13 protein-coding genes are annotated in these 17,877 nt (G+C 71.2%); 7 read left to right on the top strand and 6 right to left on the bottom strand.

The window, feature by feature from the left end; translation table 11 throughout:
- The first annotated feature begins 36 nt into the window (after nucleotides 1-36).
- Entirely contained in the window at nucleotides 37-342 is a 306-nt protein-coding gene (locus tag EV567_RS06780) for a 4a-hydroxytetrahydrobiopterin dehydratase (RefSeq protein WP_130437743.1), read from the top strand.
- Nucleotides 343-396: 54 nt separating this feature from the next.
- Entirely contained in the window at nucleotides 397-1,161 is a 765-nt protein-coding gene (locus EV567_RS06775; protein WP_130437742.1) for a class I SAM-dependent methyltransferase, read from the top strand.
- A 25-nt stretch (nucleotides 1,162-1,186) separates the two neighbouring features.
- Here the strand turns inward: EV567_RS06775 and EV567_RS06770 are convergent, their stop codons facing one another.
- On the bottom strand, nucleotides 1,187-3,841 hold the full coding sequence (locus EV567_RS06770; protein WP_130437741.1) for a cellulose binding domain-containing protein: 2,655 nt from the start codon (nucleotides 3,839-3,841) through the stop codon (nucleotides 1,187-1,189).
- 256 nt (nucleotides 3,842-4,097) lie between these two features.
- Nucleotides 4,098-7,013: a glycoside hydrolase family 48 protein gene (locus EV567_RS06765; RefSeq protein WP_130437740.1), complete on the bottom strand. Its 2,916-nt coding sequence runs from the start codon at nucleotides 7,011-7,013 to the stop codon at nucleotides 4,098-4,100.
- Between the two features lie 267 nt (nucleotides 7,014-7,280).
- Between EV567_RS06765 and EV567_RS06760 the strand changes: the two genes are divergently transcribed.
- The 3 genes from EV567_RS06760 (at nucleotide 7,281) to EV567_RS06750 (ending at nucleotide 11,040) form a co-directional block, all read left to right on the top strand.
- A complete protein-coding gene (locus EV567_RS06760) occupies nucleotides 7,281-8,171 on the top strand; it encodes a cellulose-binding domain-containing protein (RefSeq protein WP_165430319.1) in 891 nt (296 codons plus the stop codon).
- Nucleotides 8,172-8,222: 51 nt separating this feature from the next.
- Nucleotides 8,223-9,953 carry a glycoside hydrolase family 6 protein gene (locus tag EV567_RS06755; protein ID WP_130437739.1) on the top strand — a complete coding sequence of 577 codons (1,731 nt, stop codon included), beginning with the start codon at nucleotides 8,223-8,225 and terminating at the stop codon, nucleotides 9,951-9,953.
- 160 nt (nucleotides 9,954-10,113) lie between these two features.
- A complete protein-coding gene (locus EV567_RS06750) occupies nucleotides 10,114-11,040 on the top strand; it encodes a trans-aconitate 2-methyltransferase (RefSeq protein WP_130437738.1) in 927 nt (308 codons plus the stop codon).
- 109 nt (nucleotides 11,041-11,149) lie between these two features.
- Here the strand turns inward: EV567_RS06750 and EV567_RS06745 are convergent, their stop codons facing one another.
- From EV567_RS06745 to EV567_RS06735, 3 genes are all read right to left on the bottom strand, one after another.
- Complete coding sequence (locus tag EV567_RS06745; protein WP_130437737.1) at nucleotides 11,150-11,986, bottom strand: aldo/keto reductase; 837 nt, start codon at nucleotides 11,984-11,986, stop codon at nucleotides 11,150-11,152.
- A gap of 110 nt (nucleotides 11,987-12,096) precedes the next feature.
- Entirely contained in the window at nucleotides 12,097-13,923 is a 1,827-nt protein-coding gene (locus EV567_RS06740) for a long-chain fatty acid--CoA ligase (protein ID WP_130438291.1), read from the bottom strand.
- A gap of 281 nt (nucleotides 13,924-14,204) precedes the next feature.
- Nucleotides 14,205-15,071, bottom strand: coding sequence for a LysR substrate-binding domain-containing protein (locus tag EV567_RS06735; RefSeq protein ID WP_130437736.1), 867 nt, complete (start codon nucleotides 15,069-15,071; stop codon nucleotides 14,205-14,207).
- Nucleotides 15,072-15,213: 142 nt separating this feature from the next.
- On the opposite strand from EV567_RS06735, the gene EV567_RS06730 reads away from it, so the two are divergent.
- Both EV567_RS06730 and EV567_RS06725 read left to right on the top strand, forming a co-directional pair.
- The gene (locus EV567_RS06730; protein WP_130437735.1) at nucleotides 15,214-16,269 is read left to right on the top strand and encodes a bile acid:sodium symporter family protein; all 1,056 of its coding nucleotides are present in this window, start codon (nucleotides 15,214-15,216) and stop codon (nucleotides 16,267-16,269) included.
- Between the two features lie 19 nt (nucleotides 16,270-16,288).
- Nucleotides 16,289-16,816, top strand: a complete 528-nt coding sequence (locus EV567_RS06725) for an isochorismatase family protein (RefSeq protein ID WP_207228693.1) — start codon at nucleotides 16,289-16,291, stop codon at nucleotides 16,814-16,816.
- Nucleotides 16,817-16,844: 28 nt separating this feature from the next.
- Here EV567_RS06725 and fdhD read toward each other — a convergent pair whose 3' ends face one another.
- Nucleotides 16,845-17,693, bottom strand: coding sequence for a formate dehydrogenase accessory sulfurtransferase FdhD (gene fdhD, locus EV567_RS06720; protein WP_130437734.1), 849 nt, complete (start codon nucleotides 17,691-17,693; stop codon nucleotides 16,845-16,847).
- Nucleotides 17,694-17,877: the final 184 nt, after the last annotated feature.

Below are 17,877 nucleotides of genomic sequence, written 5' to 3'. Positions count from 1 at the left end.
GCGACATCGCACGACATCCAGGAAGGGAGCCGGGCCATGGCCGTCGAACCGTTGTCGCTGAAGGAGATCGAGGACCGCCTCTCGGAGCTGCCGGGCTGGTCCGTCGAGGCGGGCCGCCTCACCCGCTCCTACCGGCTGGCCTCGCACTTCGCCGCGACCGCCCTGGTCATCCATGTCGCGCAGGTGCAGGAGGAGCTGAACCACCACTCCGACCTCACCCTCGGCTACGACTCGGTGACGCTCGCGGTGAACACCCACAGCGCGGGCGGCGCCCTGACCGAGCTCGACTTCGAGCTCGCCCGCAGGGTCGAGGATCTCGCCCCGGGCCACGGGGTGCGCTGACGCACGACGGCGGACGGGGCGGGCACCGGGGACAAGGGGATACGGGGGGCGCGCGTGCTGGACTACGACGAGGAAGCCGAACGCTACGACGCCGCGCGGGGCGGCGAGCCCCGGGCGGCGGCCGCCGCCCGAGCCGTCCTCGGCCTGCTGCCGGACGGGACGGCCAGTCTGCTCGACGTCGCCTGCGGCACCGGCATCGTCACCCGCAGGCTCGGCGCCGGACGCGACGCTCCGCGGGTGACCGGCGTGGACCTCGCGGCCGCGATGGTCCGGCAGGCCGCGGCACGGCTGCCCGGCGCGATCGTGCGGGCCGACAGCCGCCGACTTCCCTTCCGCGACGGCGAGTTCGACGCCGTCAGCAGTGTGTGGCTGCTGCACCTCGCGCCGAGCGACGCCGACGCGCGGGCGATAGTCGCCGAGTGCGCGCGGGTGCTGCGGCCCGGCGGCGTCTACGTCACCACGGTCGACAAGGCCGCAGCGCACAACGTCGGCAGCGACATCGACGCCGTCCTCGTCTCCCGGCCGCCCCACGACGCCAGGGACGACGAGGCCCGCGTCGCGTCGTACGCCCTCGCCTGCGGCCTCGTCCCGGCCGGGCGGGCGCGCTTCCCGGGCCGGGGGCAGGGCCGCAGTCCGCGCCGCACGATCGCCGACCTGCGGCGCGGCTGGTTCCTGACCCTGCCCCCCGGCGAACCCCTCGCCGAGGTCTTCGCCGGGAGGCTGGCGCGGCTGCCCGACCAGGACCGCCCCCGCCCCGACCCCGAGTTCACGCTCAGGGCGTTCCGGAAGCCGGCCGCGCCCTCCTCGTCAGGCGGCTGACCGACGGTTCAGGACCGCGAGCGGCTCAACTCACCGTGCAGGCCTGGCCGCCCACCCGGAACGCCGTCGGTGCGCCGTTCCTGCCCGACCAGTCGCCGGTGAAGCCGAAGCCCACCGACGAACCGGCCGCCACGACGCCGTTCCAGGTGGTGTTCCTCGCCGTCACCGACGAACCCGACTGCGTGTACTGGGCGTTCCACAGCTGGTTGACCTTCTGGCCGTCGGGGAACGTCCAGTCGAGGCTCCAGCCGGACCAGGCGCTCGCACCCGTGTTGGTCAGCTTCACCTCCGCCTGAAAGCCGCCCGACCACTGGTTGGTGATCGTGTAGGTCACCGCGCAGGCGCCGGCCGGGGTCGGCGGCGGGTCCGTGCCGCCGCCCCCGCCGCCGGCGTCCGAGGTGTCGCCGTAGATCACGCCCCGGCCGTTGGTGGCGAGGTAGACCCGGCCGTAGACCCGCGGGTCGCCGGTGATCGCGGCTCCCGTCCAGCCGAACTGGTGGGCGTCGTCGTTGATCCTGGTCCAGGTCGCGCCCTTGTCCGTGGAGCGGAAGACGCCCCGCACCCCGGCGATCTTCGCGCTGGTGTAGAGGGTCTGGTAGGAGGCGCCCGCGGCCGCCTTGCCGAAGCCGACCGTGTCGGCCTCCTGGACGTTCGCCAGCTTGGCGAAGCTCGCGCCGCCGTCCGTGGAGTGCCACAGGCCGTACGCGCCGTCGCTCGCCCCGCCCGCCAGCCACACGTCGCCCTTCGTGCCCGGCAGCGCCTTGAAGCGCACGCTGTCGCCGCTCGGCAGCCCCGTGGCCGCCGAGGCGGTGAACGTGGCGCCGCCGTCGGAACTGACGTAGAACCGACCGGACTTGAAACCGTAGAAGACCTTCGGGTCCACCCGGTCGGACTCGACGACCGCGCCCGCCGGGATGCCGGCCGACGCCGTCCAGGACGAGCCGAAGCCGGTCGTGTGCTGCACGCCCGCGCCCTCCGGACTCCACACGAAGCGGCTGCCGTCGGCGGCCGCGGCCACCGTCCCGCCGCCGCTCACCCCCGAAGGATCGCTCCCCGCGAACCAGTTGGCCCCGTTGTCCGTCGAGAACGCCACATGCGGACCGGAGTCGAGGTTGCCGACGCGCACCACCGTGTTCGGGCTGGACTCGGCGTAGTCCAGGCTCGTCGTCGTGGTGAAGTTCGGCGAGGTGTACATCATCGAGGGGACCTTCGTCAGGTCCGTGTGCCGGAATCCCCCGACGTCACCGAGCGCGCTGAGCAGCGGCGCCCCGGACGGGGGAGAGGCGAGGTCGTTGACCGCCGTCTCCTCCAGCCCCTGCACCATCGGCCTGACCGCGAACTTCCCGCCGGTGTCCCAGTTCCGCAGGTTCTCCGTGCCGTAGATCGTCGCGCCCGTCCCGTACATCATCCGGTTCGAGTCGAACGGGTCGATCTCCAGCGCCTCCGTCATCCATCCCAGTTTCGGGCTCTGTTCGGGCGGCGACGGGTTCGCGCCCCAGGTCAGCCACGGCGAGGACGAGACGTCTATGGTGTAGCGGTTCGCCCGCTCGGGATACGAGGTGTAGTCCCACGCCTTGGTCCAGGTGGCCCCGCTGTCCGTCGAGCGGAAGATCTGCGTGTCCGGCCACCAGGAGCTGTACGCGGTCGCCATCACCGTGCCCGGCCGCTGCCGGTCGACCGTCAGCCCGCTGAAGCCGTAGAAGGTGTCGGCCTCCGCCACCGGGCTGATGTCCGTCCACACACCGGTCGCCGTCGTGTACCGCCACAGCCGGCCCTTGCCGCCGTCGTACGGGCCGCCCTTGTCGCTGTAGGCCACGTACAGCTGGCCGTTGACGGTGTCCAGCACGCCCTTGTGCGCGAGCTGTCCCGTCGGCTGCCCCGCCAGCCGCGACCAGGTCGCGCCCGCATCGGTCGACCGGTACACCGCGTTGTCCTTGTCCGCCACGCCGACGTAGATCGTCCGCGTCGCGCTGCCCGCCGTGCCGGTGGACTCGTCGAAGGTGACCCAGACGATGCCCTGGTTGTCGGAGGCGTAGCCGCTGGTGTCGCCCGGATCCTGCACGTAGTTGCCGACGTTGGGGAAGTTCGCCACCTGCGACCAGGTGACGCCCGAGTCCGTCGACCGCCACAGCCCCTTCCCGCTCGGCGCGCCCAGATAGAGCACGCTGTTGCGGTGCGGGTCGACCGCGAGCCGCTCGCCCATGCCCCGGCCGGGCATGTTGCCGCCCAGCTTGAACGGCAGGTCCGCGCGCTGCCAGCTCGCACCCCGGTCGGCGGAGCGCAGCACGGCCCCGTTTCCCGGGTCCCAGCTGTTGGTGTACGTCCCGGCGGCGACGTAGACGCGGTTCGGGTCGACCGGGTCGGAGGCCAGGCTGACCACGCCCGTGTGCCCCCAGTTCGCCCAGCCGACCGAGTCCAGCAGCGGCGTCCACGTCTTGCTGCTCTGCTGCCAGCGGTACGCCCCGCCGATGTCGGTGCGCGCGTAGGCGAGGTTCTTCTCCTTGCGGTTGAAGACGATGCCGGGCACGAAGCCGCCGCCGTCGATCCGGGCGTTCTTCCAGGTGTACGACTCGGCGGCGACCGTCGTCTTCTCGGCGCCCGAGGCCAGTGCGGGCGGGGTGCCGGCGAGCAGTCCGGCGGCGAGGGCGAGGACGGCCGTGAGGACGCGGGTTCTTCGCACGGTGGGGGTCCTTCCTGGGTGCCTTCGTGGGGGAGGGGAACGTGCGACGACCGGGCGGCCCCCTGTGCGGGTGGGGGCCGCCCGGCGAGGTGGCCTCGTCGTCCGGTGACGAGACCGCGCACGCGGAACTCTCAAGCGGTTCCGGGAAAGACGCGGTGAGGACCGCGCCCCGAAAGGGGCGCGGGGAACTGCGCGACCAGCCACAGCCGGCCGGCAGTGTGAAACACCGCTCCTCCCGCGGAGCGCTCGGCGGGGACTATTCGAGGAGCTCCGCGTACGAGCCCATGGCCAGTGCGATGTCGGCCTGCGCCCAGAACCGGTGGTACGTGAACGAGGGCGCGGCGCCGCCCGCGAGATAGCTCTCGATCTTCGACCAGTTGGGGTCGTTCTTGTAGAAGGACCTGAGCGAGGTGAAGGTCGAGGAGGAGTTGATCGTGTCGCCGTTCGGCATCTTGCCGCTCCAGCCGCTCGGGACGTACACGCCGTCGTCGAAGCGGTTGTAGTCGGTGCGGGTCTCCGGGACGGCGATCCCGAGCGCGTCCTGGTGCTTGGTCCACATGCCGTCCAGCAGCGCCTTCGCCGTCGTCTTCGCCTCCGTGTCACCGGAGCGGTCGGCGTAGTACGTCAGGGTCTTGGCGTACGAGGCGGCCACCCCGACGTCGTCGGTGTAGTCGGCGACGGTGACGTGGAGTCCGCTGTTGGCGCCGGGGCTCGAGGCGTTCCAGGTGTCGGGCTGGCCCGACCACTGGAGCGTCGAGGGTATCCGGTAGGTGCCGTCCGGGTTGATCGTGGTCTTGGACAGCGCCCAGTCGACCCACTTGTCGAGGACCGCCTTGGCGGCCGCGTTCCCCGTCTGCTGGTAGTACTCGGCGACCCGCTCCATCGACCACGCCTGGAAGCCGAACCACTGGTTGGACGGCGGGTCGTGGTAGACGGGCTGCTGGTCGTAGTACATGCCGTAGAAGGTCGACTTGCCGGCCGGCGGTGTCGCGTACCGGCCCGCCCAGCTGTTGGTCGCGCCGCCCGCGATCGCGCCCTCGTTCGACTGCAGCCAGCGGTAGAACTCCAGCTGCCGCTGGAGGGACTTGGTCCAGTCCGCCTGTCCGGTCGCCGACTTGGGCTTCAGCGGGGCGTAGCTGCTGAGCGCGTAGGCCGCCAGGGGGTTCTGGTAGCCGCCGTGGGCGTGGCTGGAGCCGATGCGCCAGGCCCAGCCCGCGTTGGTGTCGGTCGCGCCGCCCCAGGCGTAGTACCAGGACAGCAGGTAGAACGAGGCGTCCTTGCCGGTGCCGGCCGGGCAGGCGGCCGGGCCGACGCAGTTGCCGACCTTCTTGAAGTACTTGTCGTACATGGCGTAGCGCAGGTAGTCGCCCATCTTCGCGGCCTTGCCCACGGTCGCCGAGACCTCGGATCCCTTATTCTGCTCCTTGGCCCAGACGTCCGCCCAGTACGCGGCCTGCACGGCACGCGCGTCCGCGTCCGGGGCGTTGGTGAACTTCCACTGCTTGGCGTAGGAGGAGTCACCGGTGAACAGGTCCAGGTAGCCGTTCCTGCCGCCGTACTTGAAGGCGTCACAGGTCGGCTGCGGGATCGTCTCCCACACGGATTCCTCGGCACCCCGCTGGAAGGTGTTGATGTACGAAGGGCCGGTGTCCGACGGACCCGCCTCGCACTTGCCGGGCGAGTTGCCGTAGCCGTAGACGTTGTCGACGTCCTGGAGCCAGTGCATGCCGTAGACGTCGTCCGTGCCGTAGGCGCTCTTCAGCTCACCGGCGATCGGGTCCGAGCCCACGGAGACGCCGGAGTCCAGCTTCGCCGGGTACTCGTTCGGGGTGTCCAGCTCGGGCGCGTAGGTCGCCGGCTTGGAGGCGTTGTAGAAGGAGTTGGTCGGCTGGTCGGCGTGGGTGGGGATCATGTACTTCTCCATGATGTCCCAGGCGCCGTTGAACTTGGTCCAGTCGCCCGTCACCTTGCCGTACATCGCCTGCAGCCACAGCAGGTAGCTGTAGGCCTCCGACGTGGTCTCGTGACCGTGGTCCGGCGCCTCGACGATCAGCGTCTCCACCGAGTGGTACGGGATGCCCTCGGGGGAGAAGTAGCCGTTCGCCGGGTTGGTGATCTTGCCGTAGAGCTCCAGGAAGCGGGCGTCGTACACCTTGGAGCCGGCGATCTGCGTGACCGTCACGGACGCCTTGGCGTGTCCGGTCGCCGTCGACTCGAAGGTCGCCGAACCGGTGCCGGTGGCGTTGCCGGCGATGGTCACCCGCTGCGCGGTGTTCCAGTTCGACGGGGTGAAGGTGAGGCTCGCGCCGCCCGTGACGGTGAGACCGGTGTTCCCGCTCGTCCGGGCGGTCGTGACGGTCACGTTGGCGGACGGTTGCGTCGACAGCTTGAGGTCGTACGACCCCGTTCCGCCCTGCTGCACGGTGAGCTGGCCGGCGGAGGCCACCACGGCCGGTCCCGAGGCGACCGTGATGCCCACCGGGGTGGACGTCCCGGACGCGCCCAGGCTGTCGTAGGCCTTCGCCACCAGGGAGTGACTGCCCACGGTCAGCCCGGAGGCCGACAGCGTGTACGGGGCGCTGGTGTCGGTGCCGAGCAGGGTGGTGTCGTCGTAGAACTCCATCTTGGTGATCGTGGCGTTGTCGGCGGCCGCGGCGGTCGCCGCGAGCGGCACCGCGGCCCCCTGCGTGTAGACCGCGCCCGGCGCCGGGCTGGTCAGCACGGTGACGGGGGGCTGGTGGGCGCCGGTGCACGGCGTGCCGTTGACCGAGAACGAGGTGGGGGCGGCGTTGGCGCCGCTGTAGGTGAACTGCGCGCCGGCGCTGACGGCCGCTCCGGCCGCGACCGTCGCGTTGTAGGGGGCGTTGACCACGGTGACCGTCTGGCCCGACTGCGACCAGGTGCCGTTCCAACCGTTCGTCAGCTTCTGGTTGCCCGTGTAGGAGTACGCCAGGGACCAGCCGTTGATGGGGTCCGTGCCCCGGTTGGTGAGGGTGAGCTCCGCGGTGAAACCGGAGCCCCAGTCGTTGGCCTTGTAGTCCACGCTGCACTGGAGAGCCGCCGCCCGGGCGGGCGTCGTACCGGTGCTGAGCATGGCCAGGGGGAGTGCGAAAGCCGCCGCCAGGGCGGTCCACAGGCGCCGCGTCCCACGGCGTCCGCGTGCGGGATCCATGGTGCTGGTTCCTCCTTGCGGCTCGAGGAAGGTGGGGGGAGGAGCAACAAGCCTTGAACCAGTGGGAGCGCTCCCATAGTGCGTAGACCCTGGAGTGCGGTCAAGGTGCTTGAAGAGTCGAAAAGATTCGACCCGAAAAGTTGAGGGAAAGTCAGCGACTGCCCTGTTCTTTGCCGACGCTTGGCGCTAGCTTCGGTGACACCAGTGGGAGCGATTCCATCAGTCGACGCGTCCGTCACGACGCGCCCGAACTGTGAGGAGTCGCTCATGCGACACCCCCCGCGTTCAGTACTTTTAGCCGTCTCCGGCACGGTCGCCCTCGTCGCGGGCGCCCTGCTGCCGGTCGTGACGGCACAGGGAGCCGCGCCCGCCCGCACGGTGGAGTACTCGGTCACCGGACGGTGGGACGCCGGCTTCCAGGCGTCCGTGAAAGTCACCGACAACGCGGCGGCGGTGAACGGTCGGAGCCTGAGCTTCGACCTCGCGAACGGACAGAAGGTCACCCAGGGCTGGAACGCCAAGTGGCCCCGGTCCGGCGCCACCGTCACCGCGGCGAACGAGAGCTGCAACGGCTCGCTCGGCGCCGGCGCGAGCGTCACCACCGGGTTCGTCGCCTCCCGGGCGGGAGCCAACGCCGTACCCGTGACCTTCCGGCTGAACGGCGCGACCTGCTACGTCGACACCCAGCCGACGCCCACCCCCACCCCGACATCGTCCCCGACCACCCCACCGGGCGACGGCGGGCGGCCGCCCGCACTGCGCGTCCTCGGCAGCCGGTTCGTGGACGCGAGCGGAGCCACCCGCCGGCTGCTCGGCGTCAACCGCAGCGGCGGCGAGTTCATGTGCTTGATCGCGGCGTCGTCGACGGGGCCGTCGAAGATGCCGCGGCCTGCGACCGAGGCCTGCGGGGACTCCACGCCGGCCCCCGTCGCCGACCGGGTGCCGCTCGTCGCCGGTGAGATCGGCGAGAACACCTGCTCGCACGGGTTCGTCGACCAGGTCATGCGGTGGTTCGACGAACACCGGCTGTCCTGCCTCGGCTGGACCTGGAACATCCGGAACTGCTCCACGGGACCCGCTCTGATCAGCGACTGCAACGGGACGCCCACCGCCTTCGGCGTCGGGCTGCGCGATCACCTGCGCGTCCTGAACGGATGACCCGCACCACCACCCCACACCCCCCGGAACGAGAGAAGGAAACCCGCACTCATGAGCCGTAGCAGAACAGCGATACTCGCCGCGCTGGCACTGGTCGCCGGCGCCTCCGGGACGGCGCTCGCGGTCGTCCCCGGCGCCTCGGGCCTCGCCGCCGCGCCCTGCACCGTCGACTACAAGGTGCAGAACGACTGGGGAAGCGGCTTCACTGCCAACGTCACCGTCACCAACAACTCGGCCGCCAAGTCGAGTTGGGCGGTGAAGTGGTCGTACGCCGGGAACCAGAGGGTCACCAACGCCTGGAACGCGAAGGTCACCCAGTCCGGCGCGGCGGTCACCGCGGCCAACGAGACCTACAACGGCTCGCTGGGGACCGGCGCTTCGGTCAGCTTCGGTTTCCAGGGCGCTTACAGCGGCGGCAACGCCGTCCCGGCCACGTTCACCCTGGACGGCGTCACCTGCAACGTCGACGGCGGCGGCCCCACCGACCCGGGCCCGACCGACCCGGGCCCCACCGACCCCGGCACCCCCGGCAGGGTCGACAACCCCTACACCGGCGCCAAGGTGTACGTGAACCCCGAATGGGCCGCCAACGCCGCCGCCGAGCCGGGCGGCAGCCGCATCTCCAACCAGCCCACCGGCGTCTGGCTCGACCGCATCGCCGCGATCAACGGCGCAGGCGGCAAGATGGGCCTGCGTGCCCACCTCGACGAGGCGCTGCGCCAGAAGGGCAGCGGTCAGCTCGTCGTCCAGCTGGTCATCTACAACCTGCCCGGACGCGACTGCGCGGCCCTCGCCTCCAACGGCGAGCTCGGCCCGACGGAGATCGACAAGTACAAGACGCAGTACATCGACCCGATCAAGACGATCCTCGCCGACCCCAAGTACGCCTCGCTGCGGATCGTCACCACCATCGAGATCGACTCGCTGCCCAACCTCGTCACCAACACCGGGAGCCGGGTCACGGCCACCCCGCAGTGCGACGTGATGAAGGCCAACGGCAACTACCAGAAGGGCGTCGGCTACGCCCTGAACAAGCTCGGCGACGTGCCCAACGTCTACAACTACATCGACGCCGGCCACCACGGCTGGATCGGCTGGGACGACAACTTCGCACCGAGCGCGGCCCTGATGAAGGAGGCCGCGACGACGGAGGGCGCCACGGTCAACGACGTCCACGGCTTCATCACCAACACGGCCAACTACAGCGCGCTGAAGGAGAACAACTTCACCGTCAACGACAACGCGGGCGGCAAGTCGGTCCGCGAGTCCAAGTGGGTCGACTGGAACCGTTACGTCGACGAGCTGTCCTTCGCCCAGGCGTTCCGCAACCAGCTGGTGACGGCGGGCTTCAACTCCGGCATCGGCATGCTGATCGACACCTCCCGCAACGGCTGGGGCGGTTCCGCCCGGCCCGCCGGACCGGGGCCGACGACAACCGTCGACGCCTACGTCGACGGCGGCCGCTACGACCGCCGTTTCAACACCGGCAACTGGTGCAACCAGGCCGGCGCCGGCCTCGGTGAGCGCCCGAAGGCGGCCCCGGCCGCCGGGATCGACGCCTACGTGTGGATGAAGCCGCCGGGTGAGTCCGACGGGTCGAGCTCGCTCATCCCGAACGACGAGGGCAAGGGCTTCGACCGGATGTGCGACCCGACGTACAAGGGCAACCCGCGCAACAACAACAACATGTCGGGCGCCCTTCCGGACGCGCCGCTGTCCGGCAAGTGGTTCTCGGCGCAGTTCCAGCAGCTGATGCAGAACGCGTACCCGCCGCTGCCGTAGCCGTCTGAGCGCAGTCCGCGCCCGGCCGTTCCCCTCTCCGGGAACGGCCGGGCGTGCCGGTGCGCTACGGACCCCCGTTTTGCCGTAACGGCAACACGGGTGGCCTTCTCCCGGTGCGTCGGCGCACGCTGTCGGCACAGCGGACGAGAGGCTGACCACCATGGCGCACCAGCAGCGGCACCACCAGCACGACCACCACGGCCTTCCGGGGCACCGGCACGGGCCCGCCGGGCCGGGGAGCGGCACCGAGATCGACTGGGCGGAGATGGCCCCCCATCTGGAGGCCCAGGCCGAGCTGTTCACGCCCCTGTACGAGCGGGCGCTGTCCTGGCTGGGCACGGAGGTGACCGAGCCGGGGCTGATCGTCGACGTGGGCAGCGGTCCCGGGGTGGTCTCCTGCCTGTTCGCCGAGACCTTCCCCGGCGCGCGGGTCCTGGCCGTCGACGGTTCCGAGCCGCTCCTCCAGCGGGCCAGGGCACGCGCCGAACGCCTCGGACACGGCGACCGGTTCGACACCCTGGCCGGTGAACTCCCGGGAGCACTCGACGAGTTGGACTACCCGGCCGATCTGATCTGGGCCGGCCGCAGTCTGCACCACCTGGGCGACCAGCGGGCCGCCCTCACCGCGTTCGCTCAGCGGCTGGCGCCCGGCGGCATGCTGGCGATCATGGAGGGCGGGCTGCCGTCCCGGTTCCTGCCCCGCGACCTCGGCTTCGGCCGCCCCGGTCTGGAGGCGCGGCTCGACGCCGTGCAGGAGGAGTGGTTCGCCCGGATGCGGGCCGACCTGTCCGGCGCCGTCGGCGAGGTCGAGGACTGGCCGGCACTGCTCGGCGGGGCGGGCCTGAAGCACGCCCGCAGCCGCAGCTTCCTCCTCGACCTGCCCGCCCCCGCCTCCGAACCGGCCCGCGCCTACGCCGTCGCGCAGTTCGAGCGCTGGCGCGACGCCTCCGAAGAGGCTCTCGCCCCCGAGGACCGGGCCGCGCTGGACCGGCTCCTCGACCCGCGCGACCCGGCGAGCCTGCACCAGCGGCCGGACGTGTTCCTCCTGGCGGCCCACACCGTCCACACGGCGGTCAAGCCTGGGTAGGCGGATTTCGAAAACAGTGTCGCCGGACGCACCCGTGGCCGGCCCGGATGCTTCCGGGCCGGCCACGGTGGTGCTCGCCGCGCCGGCGGCCTGGCGCCGGCGGCCGGTCTCAGACCACGTCGAACGTGGCCGGGTCCGGGCCGATGCGCCGGTCCTCGTTGAGGGCGCTGATCGCGGCCAGGTCCTCGTCGTCCAGGCTGAAGTCGAAGACCTCGATGTTCTCCTTGATCCGCGACGGCGTCACGGACTTCGGGATCACGACGTTGCCGAGCTGGAGGTGCCAGCGCAGCACGACCTGGGCCGGGGTGCGCTCGTGCTTCTGCGCGATGGCGACGATCGCCGGGACCTCCAGCAGGCCCTTGCCCTGGCCGAGCGGCGACCAGGCCTCGGTGGCGATGCCCCGCTTCGCGTGGAAGTCGCGCGAGGCCTGCTGCTGCAGGTGCGGGTGCAGCTCGATCTGGTTGACCGCCGGGACGACCGACGTCTGCTCGATCAGCCGCTCCAGGTGCTCCGGCAGGAAGTTGGAGACGCCGATCGCCCTCGCGCGGCCGTCCGCGAGCAGCTTCTCGAACGCCTTGTACGTGTCGACGTAGGTGTCCTTGGCCGGCAGCGGCCAGTGGATCAGGTACAGGTCGACGTAGTCCAGACCCAGCTTGTCGAGGGAGGCGTCGAACGCGCGGAGCGTCGCGTCGTACCCCTGGTCGCTGTTCCAGAGCTTGGTGGTGACGAAGATGTCCTCGCGGGGCAGGCCGGAGTCGGCGATCGCCTTGCCGGTGCCCTCTTCGTTGCCGTAGATCGCCGCTGTGTCGATGCTGCGGTACCCGGCCTCCAGCGCGGTGCTGACCGCCTGGGCGGCCTCGTCGTCCGGCACCTGCCAGACGCCGAAGCCCAGCTGGGGCATCTCGACGCCGTTGTTCAGGGTGATCGGGGATACCTTGCTGCTCACGAGCCCTTGATCCTTCGGTTGTCCGTCAAAAGTGTCTCCCATCGTCAACGATCACGAGGCGTGATGCATTCCTGACTCCGGAATCCGCTTCGGCGGGTCTGCGGGGAGCCTCAGGTGCGGTACAGCGCTTCGACCTCGTCGGCGTACGCGTTTTCGATGGCTTTGCGCTTCAGCTTCAGCGACGGTGTCAGCAGGCCGTGCTCCTCGGTGAACGGCTGGGCGAGGATGCGGAAGGTGCGGATGGACTCCGCCTGCGACACCAGCGTGTTCGCGGCGACGACGGCCCGGCGCACCTCCGCCTCCAGGTCCGCGTCGCGCACCAGATCGGCCGGAGCCAGCTGCGGCTTGGCCCGCATCTGCAGCCAGTGTTCGACGGCCTCCTGATCGAGGGTGACCAGAGCGGCGACGAACGGCCGGTCGTTGCCGACGACGATGCACTGGTTCACCAGCGGATGGTCCCGAACACGTTCCTCCAGCAGCCCGGGGGAAACGCTCTTGCCGCCGGAAGTGACGAGGATCTCCTTCTTGCGGCCGGTGATGGTGAGGTAGCCGTCCTCGTCGAGGGAGCCCAGGTCGCCGGTGGCCAGCCAGCCGTCGTGCAGCGTCTCGTCGGTGGCCTTGGGATTGTTCAGGTACCCCTGGAAGACGTTCCCCCCGCGCAGCCAGATCTCCCCGTCGTCCGCGAGGTGCACGGTCATGCCGGGGATGGCCTGGCCGACGGTGCCGTACCGGGTGCGCCCGGGCGGGTTGGCGGTCGCGGCCGCGGTCGACTCGGTCAGGCCGTAGCCCTCGTAGATCTGCACGCCCGCGCCGGCGAAGAACAGCCCCAGCGTGCGGTCCATCGCCGAGCCGCCGGACATGGCGTGCCGGACCCGGCCGCCCATCGCGGCGCGCACCTTGGAGTAGACGAGCTTGTCGAACAGCTGGTGCTGCACGCGCAGACCCGCCGACGGACCGGGCCCCGTGCCCCACGCCTTCGCCTCCACGGCCTCCGCGTACTGCACGGCCACCCCGACCGCCTTCTCGAACGGCCCGGCCTTCCCCTCCCGCTCCGCCTTGCGGCGGGCCGCGTTGAAGACCTTCTCGAAGATGTACGGCACGGCCAGGAAGAAGGTCGGCTTGAAGGCGGCGAGATCGGGCAGCAGGGCGGCGGCGTGCAGTTGCGGCTGGTGGCCGAAGCGGACCCGGCCGCGGATCGCGGCGACCTCCACCATCCGCCCGAAGACGTGCGCGAGCGGCAGGAAGAGCAGGGTGGCCGCTTCGTCGCCCCGGCGGGAGTGGAACACCGGCTCCCAGCGCTCGATGACCGTGTCCGCCTCGAACATGAAGTTGCCGTGCGAGATGACGCAGCCCTTGGGGCGGCCGGTGGTGCCGGAGGTGTAGATGATCGTGGCGACCGAGTCGGGCGTGACCGCCTCCCGGTGCCGGTGCACCACGTCGTCGTCCAGCCCGGCGCCCGCCTCGTAGAGCTCCTGCACACAGCCGGAGTCGAGCTGCCAGAGTCTGCGCAGCGCGGGGAGGCGGTCGATGACGGTGGCGATCGTCATCGCGTGGTCCTCGTGCTCCACGACGGCGGCCGTGACCTCCGCGTCGTGCAGCATCCAGAAACACTGCTCGGCGGAGGACGTCGGATAGACCGGCACCACCTGGGCGCCGACGGTCCACAGGGCGAAGTCGAAGAGGGTCCACTCGTACCGGGTGCGCGACATGATCGCGACGCGGTCGCCGAAGCGGACGCCCTGCGAGAGCAGGCCCTTGGCGAGCGCGAGGACCTCGTCGCGGAACTCGGCGGAGGTGACGTCCCGCCACTCGCCCCGTTCGTCCTTGCGGCCGAGCGCGATGTGCTGCGGGTCCTCCTGGGCGTGCTCGAAGACGACGTCGGCCAGTCCGCCCACCGGCGGCGCCAGCGCCAAGGGAGGGTTGGAGAACTCGCGCAAATCCCGCACCCCGCTTCTCAATGCCCCACAGCGCCGTGAAAGCTACCCCACCCCCGACGGGTGCGGGAGGGGGTGGAAAAGCGAGCGATGCTCTCGTCTGCGCCGGTCAGTGCCGGAAAAAGGGCCCACATGGGGAAGGGTCGGACAGGAAGCTGACGTCCGAGTAAGTTTCGGTGCCGTAACCTCCACCGAATCTTCCCGTTCCGGTCACGCCGTCCGACTCCCCGAGCGGCTCTCGTGCGGCCCTGCACGGCTGCCGTACGGCGCCTGAGGCTCCCGTCTCAGGTGCGGCGCCGCAGCCGGTCGCCGGCCGCGAGGATCGCCGTCGCCAGGGCGTCCGCCGCGCCCTGTGCGGACGGGCGGCGGCGGCCGTGCACCAGGACGAAGTCCACCCGGCCCAGCTCCGGCAGCCCCGACCGCTCCGGCACGCGGACCAGCCCGGGCGGGATCAGGCCCCGTGAGTGCGCCATCACGCCCAGCCCGGCCAGGGCCGCTGCGATCAGCCCGTTGAGGCTGCCGCTCGTGCACGCGATCCGCCACGCCCGGCCCTGTCGCTCCAGCGCCTCCAGGGCGAGCGCCCGGGTGATGCCGGGCGGCGGGTAGACGATGAGCGGGACCGGGCGGTCGGGGTCCAGGCGCAGCCGCTCCGCGCCGATCCACACCAGCTCGTCGTGGTGGACCAGCTCGCCCCGGCCGTCCTCGGGGCGCCGCTTGGCCAGCACCAGGTCCAGCTTCCCGGCGGCCAGCTGCTCGTGAAGGGTGCCGGACAGCTCCACGGTGAGCTCCAGGTCCACCTCCGGGTGGTCGTGCCGGAAGCCCTCCAGGATCTCCGGCAGCCGCGTCAGCACGAAGTCCTCGGAGGCGCCGAAGCGGAGCCGGCCGCGCAGCCGGGTGCCGGTGAAGAACGCCGTCGCCTGCTCGTGCACCTCCAGGATCCGGCGGGCGAAGCCGAGCATCGCCTCACCGTCCTCGGTCAGCTCCACGGAGTGCGTGTCCCGGGAGAACAGCGTCCGCCCGGCCGCCTCCTCCAGCCGGCGCACGTGCTGGCTCACCGTGGACTGGCGCAGCCCCAGCCGGCGAGCGGCCTGCGTGAAACTCAGCGTCTGGGCCACCGCGAGGAAGGTGCGCAGGTGAGAGGGGTCGTACATACCGATCACGGTACCCCCGGCAGGCAGCGGTCATCACGAACCGCGATGGCAGTCAGAGGGGTGTGCCGGATTCCCGATCACGGCGACGGAGGGCACGATGGTCAGGGCGAGAAGAGTCAAGAGCAAGCAGAGCAAGAAGAGCATGTGGAGCACCGTGAAACGCCTGCGCCGGCCGAGCCGACTGCCGAGCCGTCTGCCGATCGATCCGTACATCCTCCTGCTGCTGGGGACCGTGGGCCTCGCCGCGCTCCTCCCGGCGCGCGGGACGGCCGCCGACGTGGCCTCCGGCGCCTCCACGGCCGCGATCGCCTTCCTCTTCTTCCTGTACGGCGCCCGGCTGTCCACCCGTGAGGCGCTGGACGGCCTGAAGCACTGGCGACTGCACGTCACCGTCCTGGCCTGCACGTTCGTCGTGTTCCCGGTGCTCGGCCTGGCCGCCCGCGGACTGGTCCCGGTGGTCCTGACCGACCCGCTCTACCAGGGTCTGCTCTTCCTCACCCTCGTCCCGTCGACGGTCCAGTCGTCGATCGCCTTCACCTCCATCGCCCGCGGCAACGTCCCCGCGGCGATCTGCGCCGGGTCCTTCTCCTCGCTCGCCGGGATCGTCGTCACCCCGCTGCTGGCCGCCGCGGTGCTCGGCGGCACCGGCGGCGGCTTCTCGGCGGACTCGCTCGTCGAGATCGTGCTGCAACTGCTCGTGCCGTTCGTCGCGGGGCAGGTGCTGCGGCGCTGGATCGGTGGTTTCGTCGCCCGGCACAAGAAGGTCCTCGGATACGTCGACCGGGGCTCCATCCTGCTCGTCGTCTACACCGCGTTCAGCGAGGGCATGGTCCAGGGCGTCTGGACCCGGGTCGGCGTGGGCCGGCTGGGCGCTCTGGTGGTCGTCGAGGCCGTGCTGCTCGCCGTGATGCTCGCGCTGACCTGGTACGGCGCGAAGGCGCTGCGGTTCGGCCGCGCGGACCGGATCGCGATCCAGTTCGCCGGCTCCAAGAAGTCCCTCGCCTCGGGGCTTCCCATGGCGAGCGTGCTGTTCGGGGCGCACGCCTCACTGGCGGTGCTGCCGCTGATGCTCTTCCACCAGATGCAGCTCATGGTCTGCGCGGTGATCGCCAAGCGCCGGGCCCGCGACCCGCTGCCGGAACCCGAACGCGACCAGTTCACACAGCCGTTGACCGGGATTTCCGGTGCGGACGGCTGACGACGGATAACGTTCCGTCATGACCGCACCCCTCGTGCTCGACCCCGCGCGCACCGCCCTCGTCCTCGTCGACCTGATGGACCGGATCCTCGCGCTGCCCCTGGCGCCCCGCAAGGGCGCCGAAGTGCTCGCCACCGCCGAGGAGTTGGCGGGCAGGTTCCGTGCGGCCGGGGCTCCCGTCGTCCTCGTCCGCGTCGAACGGCCCGGCGTCGCCGAGCAGCCGCCCGGCAGTTCGCTGGCCCAAGGGCTGCCGCGCGACGGCGACATCGAGGTCGTCAAGCAGACCCTGGGCGGGTTCCACGCCACGGGCCTGGAGGAGCGGCTGCGCCGGCGCGGTGTCGCCACGCTGGTGTTCGGCGGCATCGCCACCAACCTCGGCGTGGAGTCCACGGCCCGCGCCGCGAGCGACCTCGGCTACGACCTCGTCTTCGTCGAGGACGCCATGTCCGCCCTCACCGAACCGGAGCACGAGGCGTCGGTACGGCTCGACTTCCCCCGTCTGGGCACGGTGGCCTCCGCGGGGCAGGTGACGTTCGGGACGGGATGACGACGGCGCGAGGACCCTCCGGGGCCGCTCAGCCCCGGTCGGCCGTGCTCCGCAGGGCGATGCGGTCCTCACCCGCGTACACGTTCATGGAGGAGCCCCGCAGGAAGCCCACCAGCGTCAGCCCGGTCTCCGCCGCGAGGTCCACCGCCAGCGAGGACGGCGCCGAGACCGCCGCGAGCACCGGGATGCCCGCCATCACGGCCTTCTGGGCCAGCTCGAACGAGGCCCGGCCCGACACCAGCAGGATGGTGCGGGACAGCGGCAGCGCGCCGTCCCGCAGGGCACGGCCCACCAGCTTGTCGACCGCGTTGTGACGCCCGACGTCCTCCCGCACGTCCAGCAGCTCCCCGTCCTCCGAGAACAGCGCCGCCGCGTGCAGCCCCCCGGTCCGGTCGAAGACCCGCTGGGCCGCGCGCAGCCGGTCCGGAAGGGCCGACAGCAGCTCCGGCTCCACCCGCAGCGGCGGCGTGTCGGCGATGGGCCAGCGGGCCGTCGTACGGACCGCGTCCAGGCTCGCCTTGCCGCACAGACCGCAGGAGGAGGTGGTGTAGACGTTGCGCTCCAGGGTGATGTCGGGGACGACGACGTGCGGCGCCGTCCTCACGTCCACCACGTTGTACGTGTTCGTCCCGTCCGCCGTCGCCCCGGCGCAGTACACGATGTTCAGCAGATCGGACGCCTCGGCCAGGACGCCCTCGCTGACCAGGAAGCCGGCGGCCAGCGCGAAGTCGTCGCCGGGCGTGCGCATGGTGATGGCGAGCGGCCGGCCGTCGAGCCGGATCTCCAGCGGCTCCTCCGCGACGAGCGTGTCCGGCCGGGTGGAGAGCGCCCCGTCCCGTATGCGGAGCACCTTGCGTCGTTCGGTGACTCGTCCCATGGCGTGATCAGCCCCGGTTCTGTACGTGACCCTGACGATCTCATTGTCCTGCACGCCGAGCGCGGGTCGCGGCCCGGAGGTCAGGGGCTGTCCGGCGGATCATGCCGCAGACGCGGGGGCTGGCACGCCCACCTGGGCCGAACGGTCCCGTTGCTTTCCTGCGACTTGATCCGCCGGACAGCCC

Origin of the sequence: Streptomyces sp. BK239 (assembly GCF_004217285.1) — a bacterium.
GTDB lineage: Bacteria > Actinomycetota > Actinomycetes > Streptomycetales > Streptomycetaceae > Streptomyces.
The sequence above is the reverse complement of the archived record's forward strand: the minus strand, read 5'-3'. Positions and strand labels throughout refer to the sequence as shown.

Excerpts from the sequence above, each read along its gene's own strand:
- EV567_RS06780 (WP_130437743.1), top strand. The coding sequence starts at position 37 with ATGGCCGTCGAACCGTTGTCGCTGAAGGAGATCGAGGACCGCCTCTCG.
- EV567_RS06765 (WP_130437740.1), bottom strand. The coding sequence starts at position 7,013 with ATGGATCCCGCACGCGGACGCCGTGGGACGCGGCGCCTGTGGACCGCC.
- EV567_RS06760 (WP_165430319.1), top strand. The coding sequence starts at position 7,281 with ATGCGACACCCCCCGCGTTCAGTACTTTTAGCCGTCTCCGGCACGGTC.
- EV567_RS06755 (WP_130437739.1), top strand. The coding sequence starts at position 8,223 with ATGAGCCGTAGCAGAACAGCGATACTCGCCGCGCTGGCACTGGTCGCC.
- EV567_RS06750 (WP_130437738.1), top strand. The coding sequence starts at position 10,114 with ATGGCGCACCAGCAGCGGCACCACCAGCACGACCACCACGGCCTTCCG.
- EV567_RS06735 (WP_130437736.1), bottom strand. The coding sequence starts at position 15,071 with ATGTACGACCCCTCTCACCTGCGCACCTTCCTCGCGGTGGCCCAGACG.
- EV567_RS06730 (WP_130437735.1), top strand. The coding sequence starts at position 15,214 with ATGTGGAGCACCGTGAAACGCCTGCGCCGGCCGAGCCGACTGCCGAGC.
- EV567_RS06725 (WP_207228693.1), top strand. The coding sequence starts at position 16,289 with ATGACCGCACCCCTCGTGCTCGACCCCGCGCGCACCGCCCTCGTCCTC.
- fdhD (WP_130437734.1), bottom strand. The coding sequence starts at position 17,693 with ATGGGACGAGTCACCGAACGACGCAAGGTGCTCCGCATACGGGACGGG.